The sequence below is a fragment of the Ferrovibrio sp. genome (assembly GCF_019636075.1).
Taxonomy (GTDB): Bacteria; Pseudomonadota; Alphaproteobacteria; order Ferrovibrionales; family Ferrovibrionaceae; genus Ferrovibrio.
Map to the genome: position 1 here is coordinate 111,550 of NZ_JAHBYG010000001.1, position 13,828 is coordinate 125,377.

Here is a 13,828-nt window from a genome sequence, read left to right on the forward strand (position 1 = left end):
CATGGACAGGACAGTAAACGCGGCGCAACTAGGGGCTGATGCACCCGTCGCGGATCTTTCGATGTGGGCGTTGTTTCTGCAGGCCGACTGGGTGGTCAAGGCGGTCATGCTGATGCTTGTGCTGGCATCCTTCTGGTCCTGGGCGATCATCTTTGAAAAGCTGATCAAGATCCGCAAGACCCTGGCTGCCACCGACCAGTTCGAACATGATTTCTGGTCCGGCGGTTCGCTCGACATGCTGTTCGACCGCATCTCGCAGCATGGCCCGCAGCATCCCATGGCGGTGCTGTTCGTGGCCGCCATGCGCGAATGGCGCCGCTCCACCGAGCGCGGCCTGGTGCGCGGCAAGCAGGGGCTTGGCTCGTTGCAGGTGCGTATCGGCCAGGTGATGCGGGTTTCCATCGACCGCGAGATGGAGCGGCTGGAACGCTATCTCGGCTTTCTCGCCTCTGTCGGTTCGGTGGCGCCGTTCGTGGGCCTGTTCGGCACCGTCTGGGGCATCATGAATTCCTTCCACAGCATCGCAGCCAGCAAGAACACCTCGCTGGCGGTGGTGGCGCCGGGTATCGCCGAAGCCTTGTTCGCCACGGCTTTGGGCCTGCTGGCCGCCATTCCGGCAGTGATGGCCTACAACAAATTCTCCAACGATCTCGGCCGGCTGAATATCCGGCTGGAAGGCTTTGCCGGCGAATTCCAGGCGTTGATGAGCCGCCAGCTCGACGAAGAGGCAAACTGAGATGGCCGTTCAGCTTCAGGGCGGAGGACGCGGCAGCCGCATGCGGCGCCGGCCGATGTCGGATATCAACGTCACGCCGCTGGTCGACGTGATGCTGGTGCTGCTGATCGTGTTCATGGTCACCGCACCGCTGCTCACCGTGGGCGTGCAGGTTGATCTGCCCAAGACCCAGGCTGCCGCCATCCAGGGCCAGGACGAGCCATTGTCGATCACCATCGACAGCAAGGGCCTGGTCTATCTGCAGGAAACCCCGGTGGAGCTGGATCAACTGGTGCCGCGCCTGCAGGCGATTGCCAAGGGTGCGCTGGATCGCCGCATTTTCGTGCGCGGCGACCAGGCGGTGAATTACGGCAAGGTGCTGGAAGTGATGGGTGTGGTGAATGCCGCCGGTTACACCAAGGTGGCCTTGATCGGCAATCCGTCCCAGGGTGGTTCCGGGAGCGGGTCTGGCCAGGCGCAGCGTCGTCGCTGAGGCAACAGGAGACAGGTTCGGTGCAGCGTAACTCGTATGTATTTTCGGCAGGTCTGCATGCGGGCATCGTGCTGTTCGCAGTTTTCGGCCTGCCTTTTTACGAGCCGGAGCGCCCTGCCGAGCCGCCGGTGATCCTGGCCGAATTGGCGCCGATCGCCGAGCAGAGCAATGTGCCGAAGGTGCAGCCGCGCCCGGTGGAAGCCAAGGCCGAACCCAAGCCGGATCCGGAGCCGCCGAAGCCGGAAGTGAAGCCCGAGCCGCCCAAGCCGGCACCGGCCGCCGCCGCGCCGCCGCCCCCTCCGCCGCCGCCCGCGCCTGAGCCGCCCAAACCCGTGGAGGCCGCCAAGCCCGCGCCGGCGCCGGAACCGCTGCCTGCGCCCAAGCCGTTGCCCAAGGTGGAAAAGACCGAGGCGCCGCCCGCGCCGCCCAAGCCGGTTGAAAAACCCGCGCCGCCCAAGCCGCAGCCCCAGGTGCAGACCCAGGCTCCGCAACAGCCCAAGACGACCAATTTCACCGATGTGGCCGCGTTGGTGAACCGCCTGCAGAAAACCCCGCCAGCACCCACACCCAGCCAGCCGGCGCCGCAGGTGGCTTCGCGCGCGCCGCCCGCGCCGGCGCCGCGTGCCGAGGGCCCGAGCAATCCGAATCTGCCGCTGTCGATCAGCGAGAAGGATTTCATCGCCAGCCAGATTTACGATAAGTGGAACCTGGATTGCGGCCGCCGCGATGCCCGCGAGCATGTGGTGCGCATCCAGTTCATGCTCAATCCCGACGGCACGCTGAAAACCCAGCCGGAAGTGCTCGATGCCGTGAAGCTCTACACCCAGGAAAATTACCGCGCTTCCGCCGAAGCGGCGCGCCGCGCGGTGCACAAGGCCGTGCCGTTCAAGTTTCCGCCCAACACCGATGTTGGTAAATTCACGCAAGAAATCGTATTGAACTTCGACCCGAGGCAACAATGCAATTCATGACATTCACGGGCCGTTTCTCCGCTCGCTCGCTGGCTGCTCGCTCGCTGGTTTCCCGTTCCCTGGCTTTTGGCGCCGCGCTGATCTTCGCGGCGCTGCTTGGCTCGGCTGCCCAGGCGCGGGTGGAGATCGACATCACCAAGGGCAATATCAAGCCGGTGCCGATCGCGATTTCGGATTTCGATGCCGATAACCCGCAGGCGCTGAAACTGGGCCAGGATGTGGCCCGCGTGATCCGCGCCAATCTGGAGCGTTCGGGCCTGTTCGCGCCCGCCGATCCCAAGGCGCATATCCAGCAGCCCGCCGCCATGCGGGTGCAGCCGCGCTTTCAGGATTGGCGCGTGATCAATGTGGATGCGCTGGTGACCGGCCGCATGGAAGTGCAGGCCGATGGCCGCCTGCGCGGGGAATTCCGGCTATGGGATGTGGCGGCTGAAAATCAGATGACCGGCCTGGCGCTGTTCACCACGCCGGATAACTGGCGCCGCCTGGCGCATCTGATTTCCGATGCGATCTACAAGCGCGTGACCGGCGAAGACGGCTATTTCGATACCCGCGTGGTTTATGTGGCCGAAAGCGGCCCGCCGAATCAGCGTGTGAAGCGCCTGGCGATCATGGATCAGGATGGCGAGAATCACCGCTTCCTCACCGATGGCAAATTCCTGGTGCTGACCCCGCGTTTCAGCCCGAGCCAGCAGGAAATCACCTATCTGTCGTATTTCAACGACCGCCCGCGGGTGTATCTGTTCAACATCGATACCGGGCAACAGGAACTGGTGGGCGATTTCCCCGGCATGACCTTCGCGCCGCGATTCTCGCCTGATGGCAACCGCGTCATCATGTCGCTGGCCGTGGATGGCAATTCCGACATCTACATGATGGACCTGCGCACCCGGGCGCGCAGCCGGCTTACCTCCGATCCCGGCATCGATACCTCGCCGTCTTTCTCGCCCGACGGGCGCCAGGTCACCTTCAATTCCGACCGTGGCGGCACCAAGCAGGTCTATGTGATGAATGCCGATGGGTCGGACCAGAAGCGGATCTCCTTCGGGCAGGGCCGCTATTCCACCCCGGTCTGGTCGCCGCGCGGCGATTTGATCGCATTTACCAAGGAATTCCAGGGGAATTTCGCCATTGGCGTGATGCGTCCGGATGGCTCCGGCGAGCGTATCCTGAGCACGTCGCCGTCGGTGCAGGAAGCCCCCACCTGGGCGCCGAATGGCCGTGTGCTGATGTTCTATCGTGAGCGGGCCTGGGATGGTCGCGGTCGCGGCCAGCGGGTGCGGCTGTTCTCCATCGATCTCACCGGCTACAATGAGCGCGAGTTGCCGACTCCGATCGATGCATCCGATCCGGCCTGGTCGCCGCTTTCGCCGCTGATCCGCTAATCGTCCCCGACACATTATTCGAAAGGCGGAGACTGCCGGTAATTGGCCAAAACTGTTGCAGAAATGCCGCAGTAAAAGGCAATCACAGTGCAGTTATACGAACGGCCCCTTGATAGTGAATTATCGCGTGGATATGATTGTAAACGACGCAGTGGCTTGAACCAAAGGGTTCCGGCATGCTTGTTCGCTGGCAAATCGGGTGCCTGGTTTTTCGGCACATAGCCCGAGGCGCGCTGAACGGGATGTCGGGTATACGCGGCGAGAGCCCAACGCGGCGGTGTGTAGCGGAAACAGCAACAAAGCTTAAGCAGATTTGAGTAAGTTCGGTTGCGCGGCTCGCTACAGGCCGCAAGTGGATTGGGTAGTCACAATGGTCCGCCATCACGGGTGATGTGATGGGCAGCCGGAGTGGCGAGCCGTCAATTAGTGAAATGCACAGGTAACTGATCACCAAACCAAACCCTATGGAGGGGTAAAACATTATGCGCCTCAACACCTTCGGCACCAAGTTCGTGGCCGTTGCTGCGGTTGGCCTGTTCCTCGCGGCTTGCGAAAAGGCTCCGGAACCCACTGCGGCCACCGGTACCGGTGGCGCCACCACCGCTCGCCCGGCCGCTCCGCAGACTGCCACTGGCCCGACCACCTCTGCCATTCAGCCCGGCTCGGTGCAGGACTTCCAGGTCAATGTCGGCGATCGCGTTTTCTTCGACTATGACAAGTTCGAAGTGAAGCCGGCCGGCAAGGCCACGCTGGACAAGCAGGCCGCCTGGCTGAAGCGCTATGGCCAGTACAAGGTCGTGATCGAGGGCCATGCCGACGAACGCGGCACCCGCGAGTACAACCTTGCGCTCGGTGAGCGCCGCGCCAATGCCGTGAAGAGCTACCTGGTCAACCAGGGCATCCCGGCTGCTCGCGTCACCACCATCTCCTACGGCAAGGAGCGTCCGGTTGCTCTCGGTTCGAACGAGGCTGCCTGGGCTCAGAACCGCCGTGGCGTGACCGTCCTGTCGAACTAAGTTCGGCTGCCGGAAGGTTTTCAACCAACCTTCCGGCTCTCTTTCAAACACCCGCTCGCCCCGCCGATTGGCTGGTGGCGGCGGGTGTTTTCTTTTTTCCTGCTCTGCTTTTCTTTTTTGGGCTTTCTTTTTGCGGCCGGTTCAGCCTTCTGGGCTGGGCGGATCGGCAGCCCACGGGAAGTATGCGCCCAGGCCATGCTTTTGCCGCAAAAACCGGGTATTCATTGCAGCAGATACCCCATTGCGAATCGGCCCGCATCATCGGGCCCGTCGCGAAGTGGAAGGGTGGCGTCGCTGACAGGCCGTTATGGCTTGGGCAGGTCCGGCGCCGGCCTTCCTGCGATGCTCCGCCAGCGTTTCGAGGTCCGCCCATGACCATAGTGATGCCGATGCTTTTGTCCCGCTCGACCCAGGCCAGTCTGGCGCTTTGCGCCGGCCTGCTGGCAATGCTTGCCATGGCTCCGCTGGGTCCCGCCCAGGCCCAGGTTCTGGCCCAGGCCCAGGTTCTAGCCCAGGCCGACACGCAGTATCTTGTCGAGCGCATCAACCGCCTGGAAAACGATCTCCGCTTTCTACAGCGTCAGGTTTCTCGCGGCGGCAGCGTGCCACAGCAAAACGCGCCCGGTGTGAACCAGGGCGGCGGCAGCCTCACCCAGGGCGGCGATGAGGCCGACACCAGCATCGCCAACCGCTTGTCCAGCCGCATCGACCAGTTGGAAGGCCAGATCCGCGAATTGGTTGGCCGTTTCGAGGAAGTTGAATTCCGCAACGGCCAGACCCAGCGCCGCATGGACAAGCTGGTGGAGGATGTCGATTTCCGCCTGAACGAATTGGAAAAGGCGCGGCCTGTGCCAGGCCAAGCTGCTGGCCAAGCTGCGGCCACGGCTGCCGGCACTGCGACAGGCCAGGCGACAGGCCCGGCAGCAGGGACGACCCAGGCCGCGGCAGGCGGCGAACCGCAGCAACTGGTGCGCGGTTCCACCTCGTCGCAGCCCGGCACTGCCCCCACCCGCGAAGGCGTGCTGGGCACCTTGCCCACCGATTCGACTGGCCGCCCGCTGGCGGGTCAGGCCGGGGGCGCCGCGCCGGCAGGCGGCAATGTGGCGCGTGCCACGCCGCCCGCTGCGGCAGCGCCGGCCACCCGTTTGCCCGCCGGCACACCGAAGGAACGGTATGATTTTGCCTTCCGGCTGCTGGCCCAGGCCGATTATCCCGCCGCCGAAACCGCGTTCAAGGAATTTCTGGCCGCCCATGGCAGCGATCCGCTGGCCGGCAATGCGCAATACTGGCTGGGCGAAACCTATTATGTGCGCCAGCAATTCGAACCGGCTGCCGCTGCCTTCCTGCAAGGCTATCAGGGTTATCCGAAAGGCCCCAAGGCATCAGACAGCCTGTTGAAACTGGGCATGACCCTCACGGCGATGAAAAAGACCGCCGAGGCCTGCGCCGCCTATGGCCAGTTGGCGAAGGAATTCCCCAGCGCGCCGGCCAATGTGAAGGAAGCCCTGGTGCGCGAACGTGCCAAGGCCAATTGCCGTTAAGCAGAGCCCAACCCTGAGTCCAGGCCAGAGCGCGCCCCTGCCTGCGCCCCTGCCTGCGCCCCGGCATGCGCCCTTGGGCGCAGCCGAGTTGGGCCGTGCGCTGGCGCCCTTGCTGGGCAAGCCGGTGCCGAAACACATCGCCGTGGCTTGTTCGGGTGGCGCGGATTCGCTGGCCCTGACGCTGCTGGCCGATCAATGGGCCAGGCCGCGCGGCATCAAGCTGTCTGCGTTGATCGTGGATCACCGCCTGCGCCAGCAATCGGCGGCCGAGGCGCGCCAGGTGGCGGATTGGCTGAAGGCCGCCGGCATCGCCGCGCATATCCTCACCCGGCGCGGCGCCAGACCGAAAGCCGATATCCAGGCGGCTGCCCGCGCCGCGCGCTATGGCCTGCTGGCAGAATGGTGCGCCGGCCATGGCGTGCGCCATCTGCTGCTGGCTCATCACCGCGAGGATCAGGCCGAAACCCTGCTGCTGCGCGCCCTGCGCGGTTCGGGCATCGACGGCCTGGCCGCCATGGCGCCCAGCCGGCCGCTGACCGCCGATCTGCAATTGCTGCGGCCGCTGCTGGATCAGCCCAAGGCGCGGCTGGTTGCCGCTTTGCAGGCGCGCGGCCAGGCATGGATCGAGGATCCCAGCAACCGCAACACCGCCTTTGCCCGCGTGCAGGTGCGCGCAGCACTCGGTCAGTTGGATCAGGATGGCAGCCTGACCCGCCATCTGGCCACCACGGCGGCCAATATGGCCCGCGCCAGGCAGGCGCTGGAGCAACTGGCAAGCGAGGCCCTGCACCGCAGCGTCGCCTGGCATGAAGCCGGTTTCGCCTGGCTGGATGCCGCTGCCTTGCGCGCCGCGCCGGAAGAGATCGGGCTGCGCGCATTGGCACGCCTGCTGCGGCTGGTGGGCGGATTGCCCGAACCGCCCAGACTGGAAAGCCTGCAGCGGCTGCTGAACCATTTGGACGAGCCGGCCACATTGCATCGCTGTCGCTTATTGCCGGTGGCACAGGGGCGGCTGTTGCCGGTGGGGCAGGGGCGCTTGCTGGTGCATCGCGAGGCGCGCTTTCCGCCAGAGCCATTGCCGCTGGGGTCTTTGCAGCCAGGGCGCGGCCTGCCGAATCCGGCATGGCCGAGCTTAGTATGGCCGCGCTTAGTATGGGATGGCCGGTTCGACCTGGCCTTATCCAGGCCGATGCCGGGCTATCGCCTGGCGATGCTGGGCAAGGCCCTGCCGCCTGCATTGCTGGCGCGGGAGGCGGAGATTCCCCGCGCGGTCTGGCCCAGCCTGCCGGCTTTGTGGCGCGGCAAAACCCTGGTCGGCCTGCCGGTTTTAGGCCCTGTTGGTAAGGCCGACGCTGTGATTATGCGTTTTCGAAACAGTTTGTGACGGTTTCCCGCCCCCGGGCGGCCAGAATCTTCTGGCGCTTGCCTTGTTTCGCGCCCGCCCGCCCATATTTATAATCGACAAGTGATTATGGCCGTCCGCCAGGGATCGGCTAAACTGCTGCTGTGGCCGGTCGGTTCCCGGCTTTGTTTGGAAAGGTGTGGGCTCCGTGAACATATTCGGCCGCAATCTTGCGCTTTGGGTCATCATCGGTCTGCTGGTGGTTGCCTTGTTCAACCTGTTCCAGGGCCCATCCATGCGCGAAGGCGGCACGTCGGTCGCCTATTCCGATTTCCTCAACGAAGTGACCAACGGCCAGGTGACCGATGTTGCCATCCAGGGCCACACCATCAAGGGCCATTTCCGCGATGGCCGCAGCTTCTCCACCTATGCGCCCAGCGATCCTGGCTTGGTCGGCCGCCTCACCGAGCGCGGCGTGCGCGTGCAGGCGCTGCCGCCGGAAGAGGGCAACACGCTGGTGAATATCCTGATCAGCTGGTTCCCCATGCTGCTGCTGATCGGCGTGTGGATTTTCTTCATGCGCCAGATGCAATCGGGCGGCGGCAAGGCGATGGGCTTCGGCAAATCCAAGGCCCGCCTGCTCACCGAACGCCATGGCCGCGTCACGTTCGAGGATGTGGCCGGCATCGAGGAAGCCAAGGTCGAACTGGAAGAAATCGTGGAATTCCTGCGCGACCCGCAGAAATTCCAGCGCCTCGGCGGCAAGATTCCGAAGGGCTGCTTGCTGGTCGGCCCGCCGGGCACGGGTAAGACCCTGCTGGCGCGCGCCATTGCCGGCGAGGCCAATGTGCCGTTCTTCACCATCTCGGGTTCCGACTTCGTGGAAATGTTCGTCGGCGTCGGCGCCAGCCGCGTGCGCGACATGTTCGAGCAGGCCAAGAAGAACGCGCCTTGCATCATCTTCATCGACGAAATCGACGCGGTCGGTCGCCATCGCGGCGCCGGCCTGGGCGGCGGCAACGACGAGCGCGAGCAGACCCTCAACCAGTTGCTGGTGGAGATGGATGGCTTCGAGGCCAATGAGGGCGTGATCCTGATCGCCGCCACCAACCGCCCCGATGTGCTCGATCCCGCGCTGCTGCGTCCGGGCCGCTTCGATCGCCAGATCGTGGTGCCCAACCCGGATATTCTGGGCCGCGAGAAAATCCTGCGCGTGCATATGCGCAAGGTGCCGCTGGCGCCCGATGTGGATGCCAAGATCATCGCGCGCGGCACGCCCGGTTTCTCGGGCGCCGATCTCGCCAACCTGGTCAACGAAGCCGCCCTGCTGGCCGCGCGCAAGAATCGCCGCGTGGTCACCATGTCGGATTTCGAGAATGCCAAGGACAAGGTGATGATGGGCGCCGAGCGGCGCTCGATGGTGATGGGCGAGGAAGAAAAGAAGCTCACCGCCTATCACGAGGCCGGTCATGCCCTGGTTTCGCTGTTCATGCCGAAATGCGATCCGCTGCATAAGGTGACCATCATTCCGCGCGGCCGTGCGCTGGGCGTTACGATGTCGCTGCCGGAAAAGGATCGTTTGAGTGTATCCAAGCTGGAACTGGAATCGCGCCTGGCGATGATGTTCGGTGGCCGCATCGCCGAGGAAATCGTGTTCGGCCGCGAGAACGTTACCACCGGCGCCTCCAACGACATCCAGCAGGCCACCGGCCTGGCGCGCCGCATGGTCACCGAATGGGGCATGTCCGACAAACTCGGCCGCCTGCGCTATTCGGATAACGAGGAAGAGGTGTTCCTCGGCCATAGCGTCACCCAGCGCAAGAATGTGTCGGATGCCACCGCCAAGCTGATCGACGAGGAAGTGCGCCGCATCATCGACGAGGCCGAGGGCAATGCCCAGCGCATCCTCACCGAACACCGCGACGATCTGGAGCGCGTGTCGCAGGCTTTGCTGGAATACGAAACCCTCTCGGGCGACGAGGTGAAGGCCCTGCTGCGCGGCGAGGATATCGTGCGGCCGGACGACACCCACCCCACGCCCGGCGATAGCGGCCCACGCTCCGCCGTGCCCAGCACCAACCGCGGCAAGAAATCCGGCCCCTCCGGCCTGGAACCGGAGCCGATGCCGGGCGCTTAAGGCGCGAGGCAAACACGATCGCGACCTTCGGATTCAATCCGAGGGCCCAGCAAAAAGCCCGGTGGAAACACCGGGTTTTTTTAATCTTTTGATACTAATCGCTTCGGTTCTCGAGCTTTAAAAACTGAGCCTTATTTTTTTAGTTTGGGTCGCCATACAATTGCGCCATGTCTGAAGTGGTGAAATGCCATTTCTCATGGATGGCTTTTGCAATTGGATTCTTTTCAATTTCATTTGCTGCTTCTATAAACACTTTTGGAAAAGTCGCGATGAAGTGGGCCATGATTACGCAGCCAATCCCGATGATCGATTTTGTAAGTAATACTTGATCTTCAAATGACGAGGATTGCGCAATCTGTAGTGCGCTACCGTACCCAGAGTGGGAGTATTCGGATAGATATCTGTAGATATGTTTGAAATATTTCTTATGAACTCCTGCGTCTTCAGCTAAGTCAGCCCATGTTTTTCCAGTTCGCCAACTTCCCTGTAAAATCTTTTTTTGAATATCCGGTTTGAGGCTAACGAAATTCGTATCCTTGGATATATCATTTCGAAGTTTTTGAACAATTTCTTTCTCTTGTTCTACTATTTTTATATGTGTGGGGTTGGTGGCCGGGAATTTTTGGCGATCAATTAATCCCCCTAATTCCCATGTCTTATGGCGAAAGCGAGAGACTGAGGGATGTGAGTTTCCGTATATGTAGCTAAAAATCAAATATGTTTCAAAGGCGGCTCGTGCCAATACTTTGATTGATGAATGATCGATAAAAAGAATGGAAAATTTCTTAAAAGAATAAGTCTGGCCATTCGCTAGAGCGGCTATGGCGTAAAGATGCTGAAAAAGCTTTATCGATAACGCTTGAGCATCGTTTAGCCATTCTGATCCAGTAGGTATTGTTTGCCCTGCCGGCACCTCAATCAAATTAGAGACTAGTTCAAGAAGGGTTGAGTAATCTCTATCAAACGGCTCTTCAAGCTTAATGGGGGGTGACCATTTCATCTCTCCGCCACCGCCAGCTTAACGCCCATCGCCACGAAGGCGGCGGCGAAGCTGCGGCGCAGCCAGAGCAGGATGGCGGGGCGGCTGAGCACATGGCTGCGCAGCCTTGCCGCGAATAAACCATACAGCACGAAAATGCCGAAAGTGAGCGCCATGAATGTCGCGCTGAGCAGCAGCATCTGCGCGAGCGCGCTGCCATGCATATCCGGCCTGTCGTGCCGTATGAATTGCGGCAGGAAGGCGAAGAAGAAGATCGTCAGTTTGGGATTGAGCAGGTTGATCAGAACGGCCTCGATGATGATGCGCAGCGCGGGCGCGGCATCGGCCTGCTGGTTTATCGCGTCCAGCGAAAGTCTGCTGCGGTCCCGCCACATCGCCCAGGCCATCCAGAGCAGATAGGCCGCGCCGGCATATTTCACCATCTCGAAGGCCAGGGCGCTGGCATGCAGCAGGGCGGCCAGGCCGGTGATGGCGGCCAGCACATGCGGCACGATCCCCAGCGTGCAGCCGAAAGCGGCCACGATGCCGGCCTTGCCGCCGCGCGAAAGGCCGGCGGCCAGCGTGAAGATCACGCCGGGGCCGGGCGTGACGGTGAGGATGATGGCGAGAAGGAGGAAGTCGAGGCTCATGCGGTGCAGCCTTCGCGCCCCTTACTGCACCAGGCGCGCATCCTGGCGCACGCTGGGCACCATGGGCGGGACGCCGGCGCCGATATCGATGAAGCGCATGCCTTCGCCTTCTTCATACGAATCCGGGTTCACGGCTTTGCCCTGGCCTTCATGCAGGCCGGTGAGGCCAGACGCGCAGCACAGGATCAGGCTGGCATTGCTGGCGCCATCCTCGCGCATCGGGCCGGAGACGAATTCCACCGGCATCACGCCGCCCTGGGCGAGTTGCAGCATGTAGTAGATCACCACGCTGCAAGGCTGGGCCATCTGCGCCATGGTGAGATGGGCGCGCCAGGCGCGGTTCTCCGGCGAGGTGAGGTCGAGATAATTCATGCCGGTGAGATCGTAGCCGAGCAGGGCGGTGATGGTGTCGCCCACCCAGTCGGCGCGGATATCGTCATGCCCGCGCACATTCAGCAGCAGGCTGGTGCCGGCCAGATCGCCAAGCTGGCCTAAGTCGATATCTCGCCGCTCCGGCAGCATGCGGCCGTGCCGCCAGCCATGCCAGATGCTCAAAAAGTTTTTGCTGCGCGAAGTGAGGGGCGCAGGAAGCGACGTGGTGAAATCCATGGCCCGACTATAACGCCGGTTTTGCCGGCGTGTAGCGGATTCTGACCAATCCAGCGCGATAATTTCTATGGTCCAGAGGATTCTATGGCCCAGGGGAATTGTCACACTGTGCACAATCAGCGATGGATCATCGCTGATGCATCCGCTGCGGTTAATGCTTCCGTCGGGCGGGTTCGTAAACCGAGGGCGGCAGCGGCCGGTCGATCACCTGGCGCAAGGCAAAGCTGGATTGCAGCCGGGCCACCTTGGGCAGGCGCGATAGCTGGGTTTTGTGGATATGCTCGAAATCCTCGATGTCGCGCGCGATCACCGTTACCAGGTAATCGTCGCTGCCCGACATCAGCAGGCAGCGCACCACCGAGGGACAGGCCGTCACGGCGGTTTCAAAGGCCTGCAAGGCCTCCTCGCTCTGGCTTTCCAGGGTGATGCGCACCAGCACCAGGGTGGACAGGCCCAGCAGCTTCAGACCCAGTTCGGCCCGGTAGCCGGCAATGATCCCGGCTTCCTCCAGCGCCTTCATGCGCCGGGCGCAGGCGGTGGTGGACAGGCCGATTGCGTTGGATAGCTCCACATGGCTCAACCGGGCATTGCGCGCCAGGGCGGCGAGAAGGGCGTAATCTATGCGATCGAGTTCCATGGCATTGTAATCCTGCGTTTAATCGGCCTTATACGCAGGAAATCACATAAATGAAACAAAAAAACTTTGCCTTCGCCCGGAACGCAACATCCGGCCTGCTTATGCTTGGTCTGCCTGATTCCGGGCGTTTCACCTTCAAAAAACAGGAGCGGACCATGCTTGTTGGCGTGCCGAAAGAAATCAAACCCCAGGAATACCGTGTCGGGCTTACGCCCGGTGCGGTGCGCGAATATGTCCATCATGGCCATACCGTGCTGATCCAAAGCGGTGCCGGCGCGGGCATTGGCGCCGCCGACGAGGCCTACCGCACAGCCGGGGCCCAAATCGCTGCCACGGCGGAAGAGATTTTCGCCAAGGCAGACATGGTTGTTAAGGTGAAGGAACCGCAGCCCAGCGAATGGCCGCAATTGCGCCCCGGGCAGATCCTGTTCACCTATCTGCATCTGGCTCCCGATCCGGAGCAAACCCAGGGATTGTTGAAAAGCGGCTGCACGGCGGTGGCGTATGAAACCGTTACCGATCCGCGCGGCGGCCTGCCGCTGCTGGCGCCGATGAGCGAAGTGGCCGGCCGCTTGGCGCTGGAAGCCGCCGGTGCCGCGCTGCGCAAGCCTGCTGGTGGCCCCGGCCTGCTGCTGGGCGGCGTGCCCGGTGTGCCGCCGGCCAAGGTGGCGGTGCTGGGCGGCGGCGTGGTGGGCATTCATGCCGCGCGCATGGCCGTGGGCCTGGGTGCCGAGGTGAGCATCCTCGATCGCTCGTTGCCGCGCCTGCGCCAGTTGGACGATCTGTTCGGCGGCCGCGTGCGCACCGCGTATTCCAGCCTCGAAGGACTGGAGCGCGAGGTGTTTTCCGCCGATGTGGTGGTGGGCGCCGTGCTGGTGCCGGGTGCCAATGCGCCCAAGCTGATCACCCGGCCGATGCTGAAGCGGATGAAGCCCGGCGCCGTGCTGGTGGATGTGGCCATCGATCAAGGCGGCTGTGCCGAAACCTCGCATGCCACCACCCATGCCGAACCCACCTATGTGGTGGATGGCGTGATTCATTATTGCGTGGCCAACATGCCCGGCGCGGTGCCGCTCACTTCCAGCCATGCGCTCAACAACGCCACGTTGCCTTTCGGTCTGGCCTTGGCCGATCGCGGCGTGGAAGCCATCCTCGCCGACAGGCATCTGGCCGATGGCCTGAATGTGCATGCCGGCCAGATCACCCATCCGGCCCTGGCCGAAAGCACCGGTCTGGCTTATGTGGCGCCGCACAAAGCGCTGGAGCGTAAGTTGGCGGCATAAAAACCGCCCGCTGCATCGACACCCGCAGCCAAGTCGCGTAGGGTCCGTAGCGAAGGATTCTACGCGACAC

General features: G+C 62.7%; 13 protein-coding genes. 9 read left to right on the plus strand and 4 right to left on the minus strand.

The features are described from left to right. The first annotated feature begins 1 nt into the window (after position 1). The 8 genes from tolQ to ftsH all read left to right on the plus strand — a co-directional run bounded on the left by tolQ (position 2) and on the right by ftsH (position 9,600). Positions 2-736, plus strand: coding sequence for a protein TolQ (gene tolQ / locus KF827_RS00530; protein ID WP_290998036.1), 735 nt, complete (start codon positions 2-4; stop codon positions 734-736). A 1-nt stretch (position 737) separates the two neighbouring features. Continuing rightward, positions 738-1,208 (plus strand): protein TolR, encoded by a 471-nt coding sequence (gene tolR, locus KF827_RS00535; protein ID WP_290998039.1) that lies wholly within the window; start codon positions 738-740, stop codon positions 1,206-1,208. Positions 1,209-1,228: 20 nt separating this feature from the next. Continuing rightward, positions 1,229-2,179: a hypothetical protein gene (locus tag KF827_RS00540; protein WP_290998042.1), complete on the plus strand. Its 951-nt coding sequence runs from the start codon at positions 1,229-1,231 to the stop codon at positions 2,177-2,179. Beyond that, a complete protein-coding gene (tolB, locus tag KF827_RS00545; protein ID WP_290998045.1) occupies positions 2,176-3,564 on the plus strand; it encodes a Tol-Pal system beta propeller repeat protein TolB in 1,389 nt (462 codons plus the stop codon). Before KF827_RS00540 ends, tolB begins: the two co-directional genes overlap by 4 nt. Before the next feature lie 482 nt (positions 3,565-4,046). Further along, positions 4,047-4,580, plus strand: coding sequence for a peptidoglycan-associated lipoprotein Pal (pal, locus tag KF827_RS00550; protein ID WP_290998049.1), 534 nt, complete (start codon positions 4,047-4,049; stop codon positions 4,578-4,580). A 371-nt stretch (positions 4,581-4,951) separates the two neighbouring features. Then, complete coding sequence (gene ybgF, locus KF827_RS00555) at positions 4,952-6,121, plus strand: tol-pal system protein YbgF (protein ID WP_290998061.1); 1,170 nt, start codon at positions 4,952-4,954, stop codon at positions 6,119-6,121. Positions 6,122-6,194: 73 nt separating this feature from the next. Continuing rightward, positions 6,195-7,505 (plus strand): tRNA lysidine(34) synthetase TilS, encoded by a 1,311-nt coding sequence (gene tilS, locus KF827_RS00560; protein WP_290998064.1) that lies wholly within the window; start codon positions 6,195-6,197, stop codon positions 7,503-7,505. Positions 7,506-7,671: 166 nt separating this feature from the next. After that, positions 7,672-9,600: an ATP-dependent zinc metalloprotease FtsH gene (gene ftsH, locus KF827_RS00565; RefSeq protein ID WP_290998069.1), complete on the plus strand. Its 1,929-nt coding sequence runs from the start codon at positions 7,672-7,674 to the stop codon at positions 9,598-9,600. A 139-nt stretch (positions 9,601-9,739) separates the two neighbouring features. Here the strand turns inward: ftsH and KF827_RS00570 are convergent, their stop codons facing one another. The 4 genes from KF827_RS00570 to KF827_RS00585 form a co-directional block, all read right to left on the minus strand. Then, a complete protein-coding gene (locus KF827_RS00570; protein WP_290998072.1) occupies positions 9,740-10,600 on the minus strand; it encodes a DUF5677 domain-containing protein in 861 nt (286 codons plus the stop codon). Then, positions 10,597-11,229 (minus strand): LysE family translocator, encoded by a 633-nt coding sequence (locus tag KF827_RS00575; RefSeq protein WP_290998076.1) that lies wholly within the window; start codon positions 11,227-11,229, stop codon positions 10,597-10,599. Before KF827_RS00575 ends, KF827_RS00570 begins: the two co-directional genes overlap by 4 nt. A gap of 21 nt (positions 11,230-11,250) precedes the next feature. After that, positions 11,251-11,784, minus strand: a complete 534-nt coding sequence (locus KF827_RS00580; RefSeq protein ID WP_290998080.1) for a PAS domain-containing protein — start codon at positions 11,782-11,784, stop codon at positions 11,251-11,253. A gap of 205 nt (positions 11,785-11,989) precedes the next feature. After that, positions 11,990-12,475, minus strand: coding sequence for an Lrp/AsnC family transcriptional regulator (locus KF827_RS00585; RefSeq protein WP_290998083.1), 486 nt, complete (start codon positions 12,473-12,475; stop codon positions 11,990-11,992). Between the two features lie 155 nt (positions 12,476-12,630). On the opposite strand from KF827_RS00585, the gene ald reads away from it, so the two are divergent. Next, on the plus strand, positions 12,631-13,758 hold the full coding sequence (gene ald, locus KF827_RS00590; protein ID WP_290998086.1) for an alanine dehydrogenase: 1,128 nt from the start codon (positions 12,631-12,633) through the stop codon (positions 13,756-13,758). Positions 13,759-13,828 lie beyond the last annotated feature (70 nt).